Source organism: Streptomyces sp. NBC_00285, from assembly GCF_036174265.1.
Taxonomy (GTDB): Bacteria; Actinomycetota; Actinomycetes; order Streptomycetales; family Streptomycetaceae; genus Streptomyces.
In genome coordinates, this window is sequence record NZ_CP108055.1 from 7,490,713 (window position 1) to 7,508,398 (window position 17,686).

17 protein-coding genes are annotated in these 17,686 nt (G+C 69.2%); 13 read left to right on the forward strand and 4 right to left on the reverse strand.

All coding sequences use genetic code 11. The annotated features are described in order from the left end of the window. Positions 1-136 precede the first annotated feature (136 nt). The 7 genes from OHT57_RS34690 (at position 137) to OHT57_RS34720 (ending at position 8,637) form a co-directional block, all read left to right on the forward strand. Complete coding sequence (locus OHT57_RS34690; protein WP_328750697.1) at positions 137-1,135, forward strand: ABC transporter permease; 999 nt, start codon at positions 137-139, stop codon at positions 1,133-1,135. Positions 1,136-1,193: 58 nt separating this feature from the next. Further along, positions 1,194-2,942 carry an ABC transporter substrate-binding protein gene (locus tag OHT57_RS34695; RefSeq protein WP_328750698.1) on the forward strand — a complete coding sequence of 583 codons (1,749 nt, stop codon included), beginning with the start codon at positions 1,194-1,196 and terminating at the stop codon, positions 2,940-2,942. Between the two features lie 69 nt (positions 2,943-3,011). Continuing rightward, positions 3,012-4,019, forward strand: coding sequence for an ABC transporter permease (locus OHT57_RS34700; RefSeq protein WP_328750699.1), 1,008 nt, complete (start codon positions 3,012-3,014; stop codon positions 4,017-4,019). Continuing rightward, positions 4,016-5,107, forward strand: coding sequence for an ABC transporter ATP-binding protein (locus tag OHT57_RS34705; protein ID WP_328750700.1), 1,092 nt, complete (start codon positions 4,016-4,018; stop codon positions 5,105-5,107). Before OHT57_RS34700 ends, OHT57_RS34705 begins: the two co-directional genes overlap by 4 nt. Then, positions 5,104-6,468, forward strand: coding sequence for an ABC transporter ATP-binding protein (locus OHT57_RS34710; RefSeq protein ID WP_328750701.1), 1,365 nt, complete (start codon positions 5,104-5,106; stop codon positions 6,466-6,468). The genes OHT57_RS34705 and OHT57_RS34710 overlap by 4 nt, the downstream gene beginning before the upstream one ends. 97 nt (positions 6,469-6,565) lie before the next feature. Continuing rightward, positions 6,566-7,957 (forward strand): M1 family metallopeptidase, encoded by a 1,392-nt coding sequence (locus tag OHT57_RS34715; RefSeq protein ID WP_328750702.1) that lies wholly within the window; start codon positions 6,566-6,568, stop codon positions 7,955-7,957. 23 nt (positions 7,958-7,980) lie between these two features. After that, positions 7,981-8,637, forward strand: a complete 657-nt coding sequence (locus OHT57_RS34720; protein ID WP_328750704.1) for a trimeric intracellular cation channel family protein — start codon at positions 7,981-7,983, stop codon at positions 8,635-8,637. Here OHT57_RS34720 and OHT57_RS34725 read toward each other — a convergent pair. Beyond that, entirely contained in the window at positions 8,546-9,766 is a 1,221-nt protein-coding gene (locus OHT57_RS34725; RefSeq protein WP_328750706.1) for an alpha/beta hydrolase, read from the reverse strand. The genes OHT57_RS34720 and OHT57_RS34725 overlap by 92 nt on opposite strands. Before the next feature lie 155 nt (positions 9,767-9,921). Here OHT57_RS34725 and OHT57_RS34730 point away from each other — a divergent pair, with 155 nt between their 5' ends. Both OHT57_RS34730 and OHT57_RS34735 read left to right on the forward strand, forming a co-directional pair. Further along, entirely contained in the window at positions 9,922-10,776 is an 855-nt protein-coding gene (locus OHT57_RS34730; RefSeq protein WP_328750707.1) for a thioesterase family protein, read from the forward strand. A 200-nt stretch (positions 10,777-10,976) separates the two neighbouring features. Beyond that, a complete protein-coding gene (locus OHT57_RS34735) occupies positions 10,977-11,348 on the forward strand; it encodes a hypothetical protein (RefSeq protein WP_328750708.1) in 372 nt (123 codons plus the stop codon). An 84-nt stretch (positions 11,349-11,432) separates the two neighbouring features. Here the strand turns inward: OHT57_RS34735 and OHT57_RS34740 are convergent, their stop codons facing one another. Then, complete coding sequence (locus OHT57_RS34740; RefSeq protein ID WP_328750709.1) at positions 11,433-12,056, reverse strand: TetR family transcriptional regulator; 624 nt, start codon at positions 12,054-12,056, stop codon at positions 11,433-11,435. A gap of 133 nt (positions 12,057-12,189) precedes the next feature. On the opposite strand from OHT57_RS34740, the gene OHT57_RS34745 reads away from it, so the two are divergent. The 3 genes from OHT57_RS34745 to OHT57_RS34755 all read left to right on the forward strand — a co-directional run bounded on the left by OHT57_RS34745 (position 12,190) and on the right by OHT57_RS34755 (position 13,899). Continuing rightward, positions 12,190-12,354, forward strand: a complete 165-nt coding sequence (locus OHT57_RS34745; RefSeq protein WP_328750710.1) for a hypothetical protein — start codon at positions 12,190-12,192, stop codon at positions 12,352-12,354. Positions 12,355-12,389: 35 nt separating this feature from the next. Beyond that, positions 12,390-12,662: a DUF4190 domain-containing protein gene (locus OHT57_RS34750; RefSeq protein WP_328750712.1), complete on the forward strand. Its 273-nt coding sequence runs from the start codon at positions 12,390-12,392 to the stop codon at positions 12,660-12,662. A 67-nt stretch (positions 12,663-12,729) separates the two neighbouring features. Continuing rightward, positions 12,730-13,899 carry a cysteine desulfurase family protein gene (locus OHT57_RS34755; protein ID WP_328750713.1) on the forward strand — a complete coding sequence of 390 codons (1,170 nt, stop codon included), beginning with the start codon at positions 12,730-12,732 and terminating at the stop codon, positions 13,897-13,899. A gap of 183 nt (positions 13,900-14,082) precedes the next feature. Here OHT57_RS34755 and OHT57_RS34760 read toward each other — a convergent pair whose 3' ends face one another. Then, the gene (locus OHT57_RS34760) at positions 14,083-15,630 is read right to left on the reverse strand and encodes a multicopper oxidase family protein (RefSeq protein ID WP_328750715.1); all 1,548 of its coding nucleotides are present in this window, start codon (positions 15,628-15,630) and stop codon (positions 14,083-14,085) included. 174 nt (positions 15,631-15,804) lie between these two features. Continuing rightward, complete coding sequence (locus OHT57_RS34765; protein ID WP_328750716.1) at positions 15,805-16,476, reverse strand: N-acetylmuramoyl-L-alanine amidase; 672 nt, start codon at positions 16,474-16,476, stop codon at positions 15,805-15,807. 60 nt (positions 16,477-16,536) lie between these two features. On the opposite strand from OHT57_RS34765, the gene mnmA reads away from it, so the two are divergent. Next, positions 16,537-17,661, forward strand: a complete 1,125-nt coding sequence (mnmA, locus tag OHT57_RS34770) for a tRNA 2-thiouridine(34) synthase MnmA (protein WP_328750717.1) — start codon at positions 16,537-16,539, stop codon at positions 17,659-17,661. Positions 17,662-17,686 lie beyond the last annotated feature (25 nt).

Below are 17,686 nucleotides of genomic sequence, written 5' to 3' on the forward strand. Positions count from 1 at the left end.
GGGTGATCGCAGCCACGTTGAAGACTCCCCAGTCAGATGCGGGATCGGAGAATCCTGTGAACACGAGCAAGTCGACAAAGCCGTAATCCACGGCAGGTGTAGGCCGGTCACCACCGGCGAGAGGGGTCGGGTCACTGTGACCGCACCGATCGAGACCACCGGGGCGCAGGCCGAGGTGCAGCCGGAGGCTGTCCTCGCCGGCGTCGACAAGGGGCAGATCGAGGGCCGTTCCCTGGGGCAGATCGCCTGGTCCCGTTTCAAGAGGGACAAGGTGGCGGTCGCCGGCGGTGTGATCGTCATCCTGCTGATCCTGCTCGCGGTGCTCTCGCGTCCCATCCAGGCCATGCTCGGCCTGGACCCGAACGCCCTCCACCAGGACCTGATCGACCCCAACACCTCGCTGCCCAAGGGCGACTTCGGCGGCATGAGCTGGGACCACCCGCTCGGTGTGGAGCCGAAGTTCGGCCGCGACATCGCCACCCGCATCCTCGAGGGCTCCTGGGTCTCCCTGGTCGTCGCCTTCGGCGCCACGGTCCTGTCCAACACGATCGGCGCCGTCCTCGGCGTGGTCGCGGGCTACTACGGCGGCCGGGTCGACACGATCATCAGCCGGCTGATGGACACCTTCCTGGCGTTCCCGCTGCTGCTGTTCGCCATCGCCATCTCGGCCACCCTCCAGGGCGGTGCCTTCGGCCTGGAGGGTCTGCCGCTGCACATCAGCGTGCTGATCTTCGTCATCGGCTTCTTCAACTGGCCCTACCTGGGCCGCATCGTGCGCGGTCAGACGCTGGCCCTGCGCGAGCGGGAGTTCGTCGACGCCTCGCGGGGGATGGGGGCCAGAGGGCCCTACATCCTCTTCCGCGAGCTGCTCCCGAACCTCGTCGGCCCGATCATCGTCTACTCGACGCTGCTCATCCCGACCAACATCCTCTTCGAGGCGTCCCTGAGCTTCCTCGGCGTCGGCATCCAGCCTCCGCAGGCGTCCTGGGGCGGCATGATCAACCAGGCGGTCGACTACTACCAGGTCGACCCCCAGTTCTTGATCGTGCCTGGTCTGGCCATCTTCGTGACCGTGCTGGCATTCAATCTGCTCGGCGACGGTCTCCGTGACGCTCTCGACCCGCGCAGCCGCTGATCCGCGGCCGCGGTGAGAGTCATAAAGATTTCCGACAACAAAGGGGAAGCAGACCATCATGCGAAGGTCAGCGCTGGCCGCAGTAGCGGCCATCGGCAGTGCGAGCCTGTTGCTCTCGGCTTGCAGCAAGGCTGATGACAACGGTGGAGACGGGAACAAGTCGGCTGGGGCCAACGCAGCGACCAAGGGTGTCGTCAACGCCTCCACCCAGAAGGGTGGGACGGTCACGTACGAGTACTCGGACGTGCCGGACTCCTTCGACCCGGGCAACACGTACTACGCCTACATGTACAACCTCAGCCGGCTGTACGCCCGCCCGCTGATGACCTTCCAGCCCGGCGCGGGCGAAGAGGGCAACAAGCTGGTCCCGGACCTCGCCGCGAGCGCCGGTGTGCCCAGCGACGGCGGCAAGACCTGGACGTACAAGCTGCGTTCGGGCCTGAAGTACCAGGACGGCACCCCGATCACCTCGAAGGACGTCAAGTACGGCGTCGAGCGCTCCAACTTCGCGCGTGACGTGCTCTCCCTCGGCCCGAACTACTTCCAGCAGTTCCTGATCGGCGGCAAGGCCTACAAGGGCCCCTACAAGGACAAGAGCGCCGAGGGCCTGAAGTCCATCGAGACGCCGGACGACACCACGATCGTCTTCAAGCTCGACCGCGCCTTCCAGGAGTTCGACTACCTGGTCGCCACCCCGCAGACGGCTCCGGTGCCGCAGGCCAAGGACACCGGCATCGACTACGTCAAGAGCATCGTGTCCTCGGGCTCGTACAAGTTCCAGAGCTACGACGAGGGCAAGCAGGCCGTCCTCGTCCGCAACGAGAACTGGGACCCGAAGACCGACCCGCTGCGCAAGCAGTACCCGGACAAGATCGTCGTCAAGCTCAAGGTCAACGCCGAGACGATCGACCAGGACGTCCAGGCCGGTGACGCGATCGACCTCGGTGGTACCGGTGTCCAGGCCGCGACCCAGGCGAAGGTCGTCAACAGCGCCGACCTGAAGGCCAACACGGACAACACCTACGGTGGCCGTCTGGTCTACATGGCGATCAACAACCAGGTCGCCCCGTTCGACAAGGTCGAGTGCCGCAAGGCCGTCGAGTACGCCATCGACAAGGTCTCCGTGCAGACCGCCGAGGGCGGCCCGATCCGCGGTGACGTCGCCACCACCGTCCTGCCGCCGGACATCACCGGCTACCAGAAGGCCGACGTCTACGCGACCACCGGCAACAAGGGTGACGTCGCCAAGGCCAAGGCGCAGCTGAAGGCCTGCGGCAAGACGTCGATCAACACCAACCTCTCGGCGCGCAGCGACCGTCCGCAGGAGATCGACGCGGCCACCGCGATCATCGCCTCGCTGAAGAAGGTCGGCATCAACGCCAGCCTGAAGCAGTACCCGTCGGGCAAGTACTTCACCGACTACGCGGGTGTGCCGTCGTTCGACAAGAAGCAGAACATCGGCCTGCACATGATGCAGTGGGGTGCCGACTGGAACTCCGGCTACGGCTTCCTCCAGCAGATCCTGCACGGTGACGCGATCGGCGCCTCCGGTAACACCAACCTCTCGTATCTGAACGACAGTCAGATCAACGAGATGCTGGAGAAGGCCATCGCCACCGAGGACGACACCGCGCGCAACGCCCTGTACGGGCAGATCGACAAGCGTGCGATGGACCTGGCGGCGCTCGTCCCGCTGACCTACTTCAAGGTCCTGCTGTACCGCCCCGCGGGCTTCACCAACCTGGTGTCCTCGGCGGCCTTCAGCGGTCAGTACGACTACCTCAACATCGGCACGACCAAGAAGTAGCCCCGGAAGGCAGGTGAAGGCATTGGTGCCCGCGGGCTCAGCAGCCCGCGGGCACCAGCGCCGGTCCCCGTGATCTCGTACATCCTCCGTCGGACGTTCGCGGCAGTGCTCCTGCTGCTGGTCGTCACCGCGGTCACCTTCGCGATCTTCTTCCTGTTGCCGCGCATGGCCGGACAGTCCGCCGACCAGCTCGCGCAGCAGTACATCGGAAAGAGCCCGACGAAGGCCGACATCCTCGCGGTCAAGCAGAACCTCGGTCTTGACGACCCCCTGTACCTGCAGTACTGGCACTTCATCAAGGGGATCGTGGCCGGCGCCACCTACAACCTGGGCCCCACCACCGCGCACTGCAGCGCCCCCTGCTTCGGCTATTCCTTCAAGAACCACGTCGAGGTCTGGCCGCAGCTCACCTCGCGCCTTCCGGTGACCGTCTCGCTGGCCGCCGGTGCCGCCGTGCTGTGGCTGGTGTCCGGTGTCGTGATCGGCGTGATCTCGGCACTGCGGCCCCGCAGCTTCTTCGACCGCGCCTTCATGGGTGTCGCGCTCGCCGGTGTCTCGCTGCCCATGTTCTTCACGGGCAACCTGGCGCTGCTGCTCTTCACCTACCAGTGGCCGATCTTCGGCCGCACCTATGTGCCGTTCACCGAGAATCCGGCCGAGTGGGCCAACACGCTCTTCCCGGCCTGGTGCTCACTGGCGCTGCTCTACTCCGCCATCTACGCGCGGCTCACCCGCTCGGGCATGATGGAGACGATGAACGAGGACTTCATCCGCACGGCCCGCGCCAAGGGCCTGCGCGAGCGCAGCGTCGTGACCCGGCACGGGCTGCGGGCCGCGCTGACCCCGATCATCACCGTCTTCGGCATGGACCTGGGCCTGCTGCTCGGCGGCGCGGTGATCACCGAGACGGTGTTCTCGCTGCCCGGCATCGGCCAGTACGCGGTGCAGGGCATCACCGACAACGACCTGCCCCCGATCCTCGGCGTCACCCTGCTCGCCGCCCTCTTCGTCGTAGTCGCAAATCTCCTGGTGGACCTGTTGTACGCCGCCGCCGACCCGCGGGTGAGGCTCTCGTGACCGAACTCTCCAAGACCGGTGCCGCCCTGGGCGAGCCGGCTCCGGGGAACGCCCCCGACGCCTTCCTCGCGGTCCGCGACCTCAAGGTGCACTTCCCGACCGACGACGGCCTGGTCAAGTCCGTGGACGGGCTCACCTTCGAGGTGGAGAAGGGCAAGACCCTCTGCATCGTGGGCGAGTCCGGATCCGGCAAGTCCGTCACCTCGCTCGCGATCATGGGCCTGCACCGGCTCGGGGCGCAGGGCAAGCACGTGCAGATGTCCGGCGAGATCTGGCTGGACGGCAAGGAACTGGTCTCCGCCGACCCGGACGAGGTGCGCCGACTGCGCGGCCGCGAGATGGCGATGATCTTCCAGGACCCGCTGTCCGCGATGCACCCGTACTACACGATCGGCAGCCAGATCGTGGAGGCGTACCGGGTCCACCACGACGTCAGCAAGAAGGTCGCGCGCAAGCGGGCCGTCGAGATGCTCGACCGGGTCGGCATCCCCGAGCCGGACAAGCGCGTGGACGGCTACCCGCACGAGTTCTCCGGCGGTATGCGCCAGCGCGCGATGATCGCGATGGCGCTGGTCAACAACCCCGAGCTGCTGATCGCGGACGAGCCGACGACCGCCCTCGACGTCACCGTCCAGGCGCAGATCCTCGACCTCATCCGGGACCTGCAGAAGGAGTTCGGCTCCGCGGTCGTCCTGATCACCCACGACCTCGGTGTGGTCGCCGAGATCGCCGACGACGTGCTCGTGATGTACGGCGGCCGGTGCGTGGAGCGGGGCAGCGTCGACGACGTCTTCGAGCGCCCGCAGCACCCGTACACCTGGGGCCTGCTCGGTTCGATGCCACGCATCGACCGTGAGACCTCCGAGCGGCTCATCCCCGTCAAGGGCCAGCCGCCGAGCCTCATCAACGTCCCCTCGGGCTGCGCCTTCCACCCCCGCTGCCCGTACGCGGACATCCCCAAGGGCGACGTCACCCGTACCATGCGCCCGGAGCTCCAGCAGGTCGGCGGCGGGCACTTCTCCGCGTGCCACCTCTCGCCGGAGGACCGCACGCGGATCTGGACCGAAGAGATTGCGCCGAAGCTGTGAGTGAGACGAAGACATCGGACCCGGCGGCTCCCGAAGAGCGCGAGGTGCTGCTCAAGGTTGAGGGCCTTAAGAAGCACTTCCCGATCCGCAAGGGCGTCCTCCAGCGCCAGGTCGGCGCGGTCAAGGCGGTCGACGGCATCGACTTCGAGGTGCGCAAGGGCGAGACGCTCGGCGTGGTCGGCGAGTCGGGCTGCGGCAAGTCGACGATGGGCCGGGTCATCACCCGGCTCCAGGACCCGACCGGCGGCTCGATCCACTTCGAGGGCCAGGACATCACACGGCTGAAGCCGGCCGGGATGCGTCCGCTGCGGCGGGACATCCAGATGATCTTCCAGGACCCCTACGGCTCCCTGAACCCCCGGCACACCATCGGCTCGATCGTCTCGGCGCCGTTCCGGCTGCAGAGCGTCGAGCCGGAGGGCGGGGTGAAGAAGGAGGTCCAGCGCCTCCTGGAGCTGGTCGGCCTGAGCCCCGAGCACTTCAACCGCTACCCGCACGAGTTCTCCGGCGGTCAGCGTCAGCGCATCGGGATCGCGCGGGCGCTCGCGTTGAAGCCGAAGCTGGTGGTGGCCGACGAGCCGGTGTCCGCGCTGGACGTGTCGATCCAGGCGCAGGTCGTGAACCTGATGGACGACCTCCAGAACGAGCTGGGCCTGACGTACGTGATCATCGCGCACGACCTGTCCGTCGTCCGCCATGTCTCGGACCGCATCGCGGTGATGTACCTCGGCAAGATCGTCGAACTCGCCGACCGCACCTCGCTGTACGAGGCGCCGATGCACCCGTACACCAAGGCGCTGATGTCGGCGGTGCCGGTGCCCGACCCCAAGCGCCGGGGCGCCAAGAGCGAGCGCATCCTGCTGCGCGGTGACGTGCCGTCCCCGATCTCGCCCCCCTCGGGCTGCCGCTTCCACACGCGGTGCTGGAAGGCGACGGAGGTCTGCAGGACGACGGAGCCGCAGCTGATCGAGCTGCGCCCCGGTCAGCGCGTGGCCTGTCACCACCCCGAGAACTTCGAGGACCAGGCTCCGCAGGACACGGTCCTGCTGTCGGTCGCCAAGGAGGCGGCCGAACTGGTCGCCGACGAGGTGCTGGCGGAGTCGGCGGAGACGTCGGCGGCCCTGGCGGCGCAGATGGGCGCTGCCCAGGAGGCCGAGCCCTCCGAGGAGACGGCCGAGAAGCCCGCGGCGGAGGTCACCGCCGACGCCGGAGCCACGTCGGCGAAGACCGGTCCGGGGGCCAGGACCACGCCCGCCGCCGCGGTCCAGGAGCCACCCGCCGCCGAGGAGCCCGCCTCCGAGACCCCCGGCTCGCCGGAACCGGAACCGGAAGCGGATCGTCAGGAGTCAACTGACAAGTAGCGCATGACAAGTTGGCAAAGTCATGCACATGCCCGAACGGGAGAGTGAAGAGTCGTCCGTGTCCGACTTATCGGCACACGCGCGAAAGGGACGACTCATGAAACTCTCCCGTTCGGCACGTTCAGGGGCCATCGCGACCGCGGTGGCCTCCTTCTTCGTCGTCGCCGCTTCCCCCGGCCCGCACCCGGGCGCACCGGGCATCGGCGACAGCTACTTCCCGAACCTCGGCAACGGCGGCTTCGACGCCCGGCACTACACCCTCGACGTGGCGTACAACCCGGACACCGACCGCCTGGACGGACGTACGACACTCACCGCCCGCGCCACCCAGAACCTCTCCTCCTTCGACCTGGACCTGCAGAAACTCGAGGTCACAAGGGTCGAAGTGAACGGCAGACGGGCCCAGTTCACGCGCGACGGCGACGAGATCCGCATCTCCCCGCGCCAGTCCCTGCGCAAGGGCCACGACTTCACGGTCGCCGTCACCTACGGCGGCGTCCCGGAACCCCTCAACGGCCCCATCGTCTTCGGCTCCGACTACGGCTGGATGAAGACCCCCGACGGCGTCTTCGTCGCCTGTGAACCCAACGCGGCCTCGACCTGGTTCCCGTCCAGCGACCACCCCTCCGACAAGGCCACGTACGACATCCGCTTCAAGACCCCCAAGGGCCTGACCGCGGTCTCCAACGGTCGGCTCGTGTCGACGTACGACAAGGGCGGCTCGACGTACACCCACTGGCGCGAGAAGAAGCCGATGGCGACCTACCTCGCGACCGCCACCATCGGGAAGTTCGACGTACGGACCGGTACGACCCCCGGCGGCATCCCCATCTACACCGCGATCGACCCGGTGCTGGCGAACAGCAACAACGTGGACGTGTACGGGGTGACGGCCGAGGCCACCGACTACTGGTCGCAGGTCTTCGGGCCGTACCCCTTCGAGGAGACCGGCGCGATCGTCGACGACATGCCGCAGGCCGGGTTCTCGCTGGAGGTACAGACGAAGCCGGCCTACTCGGCGGTGCGCAGCGAGACGACGATCGTGCACGAGCTCGCCCACCAGTGGTTCGGGGACAGCGTCTCGGTCGCGCACTGGAAGGACATCTGGCTCAACGAGGGCTTCGCCACCTACGCCCAGTGGCTGTGGGCCGAGCACCGGGGCACCCGCAGCGCCCACGACTCCTTCATCGCGGGCTACGACGCCCGTCCCGCAGGCAGCGCCTTCTGGCAGACCACCGTCGGCGACCCGCAGCGCGACACGATGTTCGCGTCCGCGGTCTACCAGCGGGGCGCGATGACCCTCCAGGTGCTGCGCGAACGCATCGGCGACCAGGCCTTCTTCAAGCTGCTGCCGGCCTGGACGAAACTCCACCGCTACGGCAACGCGAGCACCGCCGACTTCATCGGCCTCGCCGAGAAGGTCAGCGGGCAGCAGCTGGACGACCTGTTCGGGACGTGGCTGTTCACGACGGGCAAACCGGCCCTGTAGCAGTCCACGGGTAAGAATGTGGGGTGCTCCAGCAACTGTTCAGCCCCTCCGTCCAGCACACGCTCGACCTCGTCGGCATCTTCGTGTTCGCCATCTCGGGCGCGTTGCTGGCCGTCCGCAAGAACTTCGACGTCTTCGGCATCGCCGTCCTCGCCGAGGTCACCGCGCTGGGCGGAGGGCTGTTCCGGGACCTGATCATCGGCGCGGTACCGCCCGCCGCCTTCACGGACCTGGGGTACTTCATCACCCCGCTCCTCGCCGCCCTGCTCGTCTTCTTCCTGCACCCGCACGTGGAGCGGATCCAGGTCGGCGTGAACGTCTTCGACGCGGCCGGCCTCGGCCTGTTCTGCGTCGCGGGGACGACGAAGGCGTACGAGTACGGCCTTGGCCTGACCCAGTCCGCGACGCTGGGCATGGCCACCGCCGTCGGCGGCGGTGTACTGCGGGACGTGGTCGCGGGCGAGGTGCCCTCGCTGCTGCGCTGGGACCGCGACCTGTACGCGGTCCCGGCGATCGTCGGCGCCACCATGGCCGTCCTGTGCATCCGCTACGACGCCCTCACCCCGTTGACCGGCGGGCTCGCGGCCCTCACCGCCTTCGTACTGCGCCTGCTCGCGATGAGGTTCCACTGGCGAGCACCGCGGGCGTGGAACCGGCGGTCGACCGTGCGTGAGGAGTAGCGCCCGCCCGGCCGTGCAGCAGCCCCATCTCCTCCGTCAGCCAGCGGAACGCCGGGACCACCTGCGGCCGCCACAGCGCCATGTTGTGGCCGCCCGCGCTCTTCGGGATGTAGACGACGTGCACGGTCGTCGGCGCCTTCGCGATCTGTTCGAGACCGGTGGCCGCCTCGTAACCGTCGCCCGGCTGCCCGGACTCGTAGAGCGCGATCGCGGGCGGGGCAAGGGCGTCCCGCAGCAGCACGTAGGGGTTGTTGGCGCGGCGCAGCGCGGGGGTCTCGGCGGCCAGCGAGTTGCGTTCGCCGATCGGGTCGTTGTAGCCGGACATGCTGACCGCGGCCCGGTAGCGGTCGGGGTGGGCGACCGCGAGCTTCGTCGCGCAGTGCCCGCCCGCGGAGTACCCGGCCACCGCCCAGCCCGTCGGCCCGGGCTGGGCACGGAAGTTGTCCGTGACCATCTTCTGCACGTCGACGCTGAGCCAGGTGTCCGCGTTCACCGTGCCGGTGATGTTGGCGCAGCCGGTGTCCACTCCGGCCAGCAGGTTCATGCGCGGGGCGACCAGGACGAACGGCGCCACCCGGCCGGCCCGCATCAGTGGCCGCAGCTGGTTGACCGCGTGCAGCGACCCGAACCAGGCCTTCGCCGAGCCGGGATAGCCCGACAGCAGCTCCACCACGGGGAACTTGTGGTGCCGGTACGCGGGCTCGGTGTACTGCGGCGGCAGCCAGACGTAGACCTCGGCGTCCACGCCCGACACCCGGCCCTTGAGCTGGGTCACCCGCACGTCCTTCATGCCGGGTCCGGAGGCCTGTACGAAGTGCTGCTTCACCTTGGGCAAACGTTTCAGCGCGATACCGCCGGTGCCGCTGGCGCCGAGGTTCGCCGCCTGCTGGACGTGGTTGCCGGTGCCGAGCAGGTCGGCCCAGTCGTCGTACAGGTTGTTCTGGTTGTTGACCAGTACGAAGACGAGGGCGACGGCCGTGCCCTGGGCGAACAGCACCATCAGCAGCCGGGCCAGGGCGCGCAGGGCGCGGTGGCCTCTGATCCGCGACCACAGGGCGAGCGGAAGCGCGACGGCGACGACGGACAGCACGATCAGCGTGTAGAGGAACGCGGTCCCGGTGAGGCTCATGCCCCTGTAGAGGGGGAAGCCGGTGCATCGGTTTACGGACGTGTGCGGACGCTTACCAGGAAATTGCCCGGGTCTCACCTGGCATACCTGGCACCGAACTGTGGCGAAGCGAGAGAAAGCTACCGCTTAGTAGTAACTTGTTGTACCGTTCAGCCATGCCAGAAGCAGCCTCCGCCACGCGTGCCACGATCGGCGACAGCGAGTTCGACCGGGACACCACGGTCACCCGCCGCGCACCCGGCGTCTACGACATCGACCTCTCCGCGGGCTGGACGATCATCAGCGCCGTCAACGGCGGCTATCTGCTGGCGGTCCTGGGCCGCGCCCTCGCGGACGCCCTGCCGCACTCCGACCCGTTCACGATCTCCGCGCACTACCTGACCGCGTCCCAGCCGGGCCCCGCGGTCGTCCGCACGGACGTCGTCCGCACCGGCCGCACCCTCTCCACCGGCCAGGCCTCGCTGTTCCAGTACGACGAGCGGGGCGAAGAGGTCGAACGCATCCGCGTCCTCGCCTCCTACGGCGACCTCGACTCCCTGCCCGACGACGTCCGTACGACGGCGAAGCCCCCGGCGTTCCCGCCGATGGACCAGTGCTTCGGCCCCGAGGACGGCCCGGCCCCCGTCGACGGCAGCTCGGCCATCACCGACCGTCTGATGCTCAAGCTGGACCCCTCCACCCTGGGCTGGGCCCTCGGCGCACCCTCCGGCAAGGGGGAGATGCGCTCCTGGTTCGGGCTCGCCGACGGCCGTGACGCCGACCCCTTCGCACTGCTCCTGGCGGTGGACGCGCTGCCTCCCACGGCCTTCGAGATCGGCCTGAAGGGCTGGGTGCCGACGGTCGAACTGACCGTCCATGTGCGGTCCCGCCCGGCCCCCGGACCCCTGCGTGTCTCCATCACCACCCGCAACCTCGCCGGCGGCTTCCTGGAGGAGGACGCCGAGGTCTGGGACAGCGAGGACCGGCTGGTCGCGCAGTCGCGGCAGCTGGCCCGGGCCAGGCTCGCCTGAGGGGAGTCCGTGCCTGTGTCACGGGCGTGTACCAGCGAGTAAGTCGGCGATCTGTGCGAAAGGCCAGGTCAGGTAGGTTGCTTTAGCCGCACTTTGCCTGGCGCACAGGCGAGGGACAGCGGGGACTCAAGGAAGCCCTAAGGGCTGTTGGTTGAGTTCCCGGCCTCAGGACTTACTCATCTTCCCTGGAGCGGTCTCTCATGAAGCGTGTGCGTCTCCTCCCCGCCGTGGCTCTGCTGGCGCTCTCGCCCCTCGCCCTGGCGGCCTGCGGCTCGAGCGGCTCGTCGTCGACCTCGAACAGCGGTACCTCGGGCCAGAACTGTCAGGCACCCACCGGCAACGCGTCCGGCATGCCGACCGGTGCGGCCCCGTCCGGCGCCCCCACCGGCAACGCGACCGCACGGCCCTCCGGTGCCCCGTCGGGCGCCCGGACCGGCGGGCCGGGCGGTGGCGGTCAGGGTGGCCCCGGCGGTGGCGGTCAGCGTGGTGGCTGCGGTGGTCCGGGCGGTGGCATGAACGGTGGCGGCGCAGCCCCGAGCGGCGCCCCCAGCGCGGCGGCCACCAAGAGCTGACACGGACGTCATAGAGGCGTCGTCGTACGACAGGGGCGGCACTCCCGGTGAACGGGGGTGCCGCCCCTGTGTGCTGTCGGTGGCTCAGCCCAGCCAGTGGTCGCGGCCGATGCTGATGAGCCGCATCTGACGCTCCGCCACCTGACAGACACGGGTCCGCTCCTCCTGCGAGGCCTCCAGCGCCTCCAGGAACAGCGAGGCCGTGATCAGCATCTGGTCCACGTACAGGTTGGCCAGCATGAGCAGGTCGTCCTCGCTCCAGCCCCCGGACACCGGGTCCTTGGCCAGCTCGTCCTTCACCTCTTCGCCGAACCGGGCCAGTTGGTCCCGGATGGCCTCCCGTACCGGCTGGACTCCGCCATGCCGTTCACGGGCGATGAAGCGGACGTGGGCGGGGTACGCGTTCACATGGCCGGAGATCAACTCGATGGCGCGCGCGATGCGTTGCTCGTGGCCGTCGGCCGACACCGTCGTCCGGATCATGGGGTGCAGGCTGCCCAGCGCCTCCTCGACCAGGGCCACACCGAGATCCTCGATGGAGCGGAAGTGCCGGTAGAAGGCGGTCGGGGCGACACCCACGGCGCGGGTGACCTCGCGCAGGCCCAGGCTGCTCAGGCTCTGCTCCTCCAGCAGTGCGAGTGCCGCGTCCAGGAGCGACTGCCGGGTCTTCTGCTTCTGCGCCTGCCGGATGCCGAGGGTGTGACTCATGTCATCCAGTTAACAACTGTTCTCCGTAATTGGAAAGCCGGGAGACGCGCTAGACTCTGGAGTCAGTGAACAACTGTAACCACAACTGTTCACCCAAATGTAACGCCAGTCCGATCGGAGGGGGATCCGCCCCATGTTGTTCCTCGTCGCCGCACTCATGCTGCTCGGCGTCGTCCTGGGCACCGTCGCCCACACGTCGTTCGCCTTCACCGCCGTCGCCGCCACTGTCATCGCCGCCTGGCTCGGCATCTTCGCGCTCCGCGAGCGCCACGCCCGCCGCCGCACCCCGTCCCACTGACCCCCGCCCCACCGTCCCCCGGAGCACTGATCACCATGCAGCTCACCGCTCAGGCCACCCCCGCCACCCGCACCGGCGCCCGTGACGCCGACGGCATGGCCGTGGCGTCCTTCGTCCTCGGCCTCCTCGGCCTTCTCGTCCTCAACGTCTTCCTCGGCCCGATCGCCATCGTCCTGGCCTCCGTCGCCCTGTGGCGCGGTACCACCCGGCGCGGCCGCGCCTACCTGGGCCTCGGTCTCGGAGTGGCGGACCTCCTGGTCCTGGTGGCCGCCATGCAGCTGGACAGCACCGTTTCCTGGAGCCTGTGAGCCGTACCGCCACCGGCCGGTCCTGGCCTGAGGCAGCCCATGCACGCCCCGTAGAATCGGCGTCACCATGGCATACCTCGACCACGCCGCGACCACCCCGATGCTTCCCGAGGCGGTCGAGGCACTCAGCGCCCACCTCGGCGCCACCGGCAACGCCTCTTCCCTCCACGCATCCGGCCGCAAGGCCCGCCGCACGGTCGAGGAATCCCGCGAGACCCTCGCGGAGGCGCTCGGCGCCCGTCCCAGCGAGATCGTCTTCACCTCCGGCGGCACGGAGGCCGACAACCTCGCCGTGAAGGGCCTGTACTGGTCCCGGCGCGACGCGGACCCCGCAAGGACGCGGGTCCTCGCCAGCCCCGTCGAACACCACGCCGTCCTCGACGCCGTCCACTGGCTCGGCGAACACGAGGGCGCCACCGTCGAGTACCTCCCTGTCGACAGCTACGGCCGGGTCCACCCGGACGCCCTGCGCGAGGCGATCGCCCGCAACCCCGACGACGTTGCCCTGGCCACGGTCATGTGGGCCAACAACGAGATCGGCACGGTCCTGCCGGTCCGCGAACTCGCCGACGTCGCACAGGAGTTCGGCGTCCCGCTGCACGCCGACGCGGTCCAGGCCTTCGGCCAGGTACCCGTCGACTTCGCCGCCTCCGGCCTCGCCGCGATGACGGTCTCCGGCCACAAGATCGGCGGCCCGTACGGCATCGGCGCCCTTGTCCTCGGCCGTGAGTGGACCCCCGTTCCCGTGCTGCACGGGGGCGGCCAGGAGCGTCACGTCCGCTCCGGCACCCTCGACGTCCCCGCCATCGCCTCCTTCGCCGTGGCCGGCCGACTGGCCGCCGAGCAGCGCGAGTGGTTCGCCACCGAGATCGGCACCCTGCGCGACGCCCTGGTGGAGGCGGTCCGTACGGCGGTCCCGGACGCGATCCTCGGCGGCGACCCGGCACCGGGGGGCCGCCTTCCGGCCAACGCCCACTTCACGTTCCCGGGGTGCGAGGGCGACTCCCTGCTCCTCCTCCTGGACGCGCAGGGCATCGAGTGCTCCACCGGGTCCGCCTGCACCGCGGGCGTTGCCCAGCCCAGCCATGTCCTGCTGGCCACCGGCACCGACCCCGACCTGGCCCGCGGCACGCTCCGCTTCTCCTTCGGGCACACCTCCACCGAGACGGACGTCGAGGCGGTGGCCAAGGCGATCGGCCCGGTGGTGGAACGTGCCCGCGCGGCGGGGCTGACGTAGGGGCGTGCACCTCGTCCCGCAGGTCTTCGCCCCGCTCGCGGCCCTGACGTGCGGCACCCTCGTGCTCAAGAGTCGACCGTGACCGCCATCAAAGACCTGGCCCCGTACGTCGGGCCGGGGGCCGCCGCCGGCACTTCCACTGCCGGCGGCGGCCTGCTGACGAGACCCGGTCGTCCGGTCCGGTCAGCTCTCCGTGACCATCAGGGACGCCATCATTCCCTCGTCCTCGTGCTGCAGCAGATGGCAGTGGAGCATGTACATGTAGGTGTCGTCGGCGAAGTCGGTGAACTCCATGGCGATCTCGATCGTGCCGCCGCCGACGACCTCGAAGGTGTCGTACCAGCCGAGTTCGACCCCTGTGGGTTTCGCGCCGTTGATCGATATGAGTTGGTACGGCACGTCATGCAGATGGAACGAGTGTTCCAACTGGCTGGCGTTGGTGATCGTCCAGATCTCCTTGGAGCCCAGTGTGGTGCTGATCATGGCCATGCCGGCCATGGTGAGTCCGGCCGAACCGTTGATCTTCATCGTCGCGCCCGTGTTGCTGAGGGTGATGGTGCGGGCGGTGAAGTCCGAGGTGTCGTACCGCTCGATGGTGTTGAGCGTGCTCGGCAGGTCGGCCGGGGTGTCGGTGCCGCCCGCCGCGACGGTGAGGAAGTCGTACGTGCCGGAGCCGCCGCGGATCCAGCCGGTCGTGACGACCGCCTGGAGCGTGACGTCGGCGCTGACGTCCATGACGAACTCGGCACGCGCACCGGCCACCAGCCGGATGGTGGTCACCTCGGCGGCCTCGGCCAGATACCCCTGGTCGGTGGCGATCTGCGTCAGTGTGCCGCCGTCGCTGCGCTGGATGGTGATGATGTCCGACGGTGAGGCGTTGAGCGCCCGGAAGCGGTTGCGGGTCTTGGTGGCGGAGAAGGCGAGCGTGGTGTCGTCGACGTTCTCGCCGTTCACCAGCAAGGGGTAGCTGAGGCCGGAGGTGAGGTAGCCGGCCTGGTCGTACTTGATGTCGCCGGTGCTGCCCACGGCCAGGCACTGGAAGATCAGCGGGATGTCGTCCACGCCGTAGTCGCTGGGCAGCGCCGCCGATGTGTCGGAGTCGTCCTCCACGATGATCATCCCGGCCAGGCCGTGGGTGGCCTGCTTGGCCGTGGTTCCCAGGGCGTGCGGGTGGTACCAGAGGGTCTTGGCCTCGTCCAGAACCGTGAAGGTGGGGGACCAGGTGGTGCCGGCGGCGAAGGCGTTCTGCGGTCCGCCGTCCATCTTGGCCGGGATGTGGGCGCCGTGGAAGTGGACGGTGGTGTCCTCGGAGAGGCCGTTGGTGATGTTCAGCAGCACGGTGTCGCCCTTGGTCCACTTCATGGTGGGGCCGAGGAACGACTGGTTGTAACCGGCGGTGGTGCTGGTGACGCCGCTGAGCACCTCGGCGCTGCCGGTCTGTGCCGCCAGGGTGAAAGTGGTGGTGCCGCCGGACGTGGTGCCCTCCAGCAGGTCCGGGATGGTGAGGGTGCCGTCCGTCGCGGCCGCCGCCTTGTTGCGGGTGCCCTCGGTCAGCAGGGAGAACGCGGCGCCCGCCGCCCCCACGGCTCCCAGGCCCACCCCGGCCATCCCGCCGAGGAACTTCCTTCGGTGCAGCCCCTTGCGGCCGCCGCTCTCCTTGGTGTGCTCGCCCTTGGTTTGCCGGCCGTCTCGAGCGTGTGCGCCTCTGCCCGGCTCTGTGGTGTGTGTCATGGCCAGGGAGCCTCGGGCCACGGCCTGTGCGAATGCTGAGGTGAAACTAGGTGCGGGCCCGGGAAGCTGTGAAGGCGGAGCCCGGTCAACTCCCTTGAGGGAAAGTCAGGTTGAAGGTCCGCAGGTCATGATCGTGGTGCGGGACATGTCGGGCGCGCCGTCCTTGCCGGAAGTTCATACCTGGGCGGGGGCACTCCGCGCCCTGCGCACGAGCTGCATGTACCGCTTCCAGTCCCAGTGTTCGCCCGGGTCGGTGTGGTCCGTCCCCGGCACCTCCACATGGCCGATGATGTGCTCGCGGTCGACGGGTATGTCGTACCGCGCGCATATCCGGGCCGTGAGCCGCGCCGAGGCTTCGTACATCGCGTCCGTGAAGTCCTCGGGCCGGTCCACGAACCCCTCGTGCTCGATGCCGACGCTGCGTTCGTTGTAGGCGCGGTTGCCCGCGTGGTACGCCACGTCCAGCTCGCGGATCATCTGGGTGATGCGGCCGTCCTTGCGGACGATGTAGTGCGCGGCCGCACCGTGCCCCGGGTCCTGGAACACCTTCACCGCGCTCGCGAAACTGCCCTGGGTGACATGGATGACCACCATGTCCACGCCGTAGTCGTCGGGCCGGTCCGCGCGCCGCCAGTTCGCGTCGGACGCCGCCACCCACCGCGCGCCGCGGAAGTCGACCGCGCCCTCGACGCGCGGTTTCTCCACCCCGGGCGCCCGCCACCACAGCCGCGCCAGCTCGTCCCGGGCCAGCACGGCCGAGCCCACGGCGGCTGCCGCACCGCCGACGAGCAGGGCACGGCGGCCGATGCGCCGGTCGCCGTCCTCGGATGCCTGTTTCGCCCCCATGCGATCCTCAACGGATACTCGTGGGCTTCGGTTCCCGCGCCCCCTTACCCTTGAGGGGTTATGACTGACACCATGCCGCGCCCTCTCCGTGTTCTCGCCGCCATGTCCGGAGGAGTGGACTCCGCCGTCGCCGCCGCCCGCGCCGCCGAGGCAGGCCATGACGTGACCGGCGTCCACCTCGCCCTCTCCGCGAACCCGCAGTCGTTCCGTACCGGCGCGCGCGGCTGTTGCACCATCGAGGACTCGCGCGACGCCCGCCGCGCCGCCGACGTCATCGGCATCCCGTTCTACGTCTGGGACCTCGCCGACCGCTTCCGCGAGGACGTCGTCGAGGACTTCGTCGCCGAGTACGAGGCCGGCCGCACCCCCAACCCCTGCCTGCGCTGCAACGAGAAGATCAAGTTCGCCGCCCTGCTCGACAAGGCGCTCGCGCTCGGCTTCGACGCGGTGTGCACCGGCCACTACGCGAAGGTTCTGGTGGGTGAGGACGGCTCCCGGGAGCTGCACCGCGCCTCGGACATGGCGAAGGACCAGTCGTACGTCCTGGGCGTCCTGGACGAGAAGCAGCTGGCGCACGCCCTGTTCCCGCTCGGCGACACCGTCACCACCAAGCACGAGATCCGCGCCGAGGCCGAGCGCCGCGGCCTCGCGGTCGCCAAGAAGCCCGACTCCCACGACATCTGCTTCATCGCCGACGGCGACACCCAGGGCTTCCTCGCCTCCCGCCTGGGGAAGGCGGAGGGCGACATCGTCGACGAGGCGGGCGCGAAGGTCGGCACCCACGAGGGCGCGTACGGCTTCACGATCGGCCAGCGCAAGGGCCTGAGGATCGGCACCCCGGCCGACGACGGCAAGCCTCGCTACGTCCTCGACATCTCACCGGTGGACAACACGGTGACGGTCGGTCCGGCCGCCGCCCTGGACGTCACCGGCCTGCGTGCGATCAGGCCCCGCTGGTGCGGCACCGCTCCGGCGGGCCCCGGCACCTACACCGCCCAGCTGCGCGCCCACGGCGGCGAGACCGAGGTCGCGGCGGAGCTGGTGGACGGCACCCTGGAGGTCTCCTTCACCGAGCCGGTCCGCGGGGTGGCTCCCGGCCAGGCGATCGTGCTGTACGACGGCACGCGCGTGGTGGGCTCGGCGACCATCGCGTCGACCACGCGCGCGACGGCCGACGTGGCCTGAACCCTCCGCGCGCGTGGCCGGGCCG

Excerpts from the sequence above, each read along its gene's own strand:
- OHT57_RS34740 (WP_328750709.1), bottom strand. The coding sequence starts at position 12,056 with ATGAGTCACACCCTCGGCATCCGGCAGGCGCAGAAGCAGAAGACCCGG.
- OHT57_RS34750 (WP_328750712.1), top strand. The coding sequence starts at position 12,390 with ATGCAGCTCACCGCTCAGGCCACCCCCGCCACCCGCACCGGCGCCCGT.
- OHT57_RS34730 (WP_328750707.1), top strand. The coding sequence starts at position 9,922 with ATGCCAGAAGCAGCCTCCGCCACGCGTGCCACGATCGGCGACAGCGAG.
- OHT57_RS34755 (WP_328750713.1), top strand. The coding sequence starts at position 12,730 with ATGGCATACCTCGACCACGCCGCGACCACCCCGATGCTTCCCGAGGCG.
- OHT57_RS34760 (WP_328750715.1), bottom strand. The coding sequence starts at position 15,630 with ATGACACACACCACAGAGCCGGGCAGAGGCGCACACGCTCGAGACGGC.
- OHT57_RS34735 (WP_328750708.1), top strand. The coding sequence starts at position 10,977 with ATGAAGCGTGTGCGTCTCCTCCCCGCCGTGGCTCTGCTGGCGCTCTCG.
- OHT57_RS34695 (WP_328750698.1), top strand. The coding sequence starts at position 1,194 with ATGCGAAGGTCAGCGCTGGCCGCAGTAGCGGCCATCGGCAGTGCGAGC.
- OHT57_RS34765 (WP_328750716.1), bottom strand. The coding sequence starts at position 16,476 with ATGGGGGCGAAACAGGCATCCGAGGACGGCGACCGGCGCATCGGCCGC.
- mnmA (WP_328750717.1), top strand. The coding sequence starts at position 16,537 with ATGACTGACACCATGCCGCGCCCTCTCCGTGTTCTCGCCGCCATGTCC.
- OHT57_RS34725 (WP_328750706.1), bottom strand. The coding sequence starts at position 9,766 with ATGAGCCTCACCGGGACCGCGTTCCTCTACACGCTGATCGTGCTGTCC.
- OHT57_RS34715 (WP_328750702.1), top strand. The coding sequence starts at position 6,566 with ATGAAACTCTCCCGTTCGGCACGTTCAGGGGCCATCGCGACCGCGGTG.
- OHT57_RS34745 (WP_328750710.1), top strand. The coding sequence starts at position 12,190 with ATGTTGTTCCTCGTCGCCGCACTCATGCTGCTCGGCGTCGTCCTGGGC.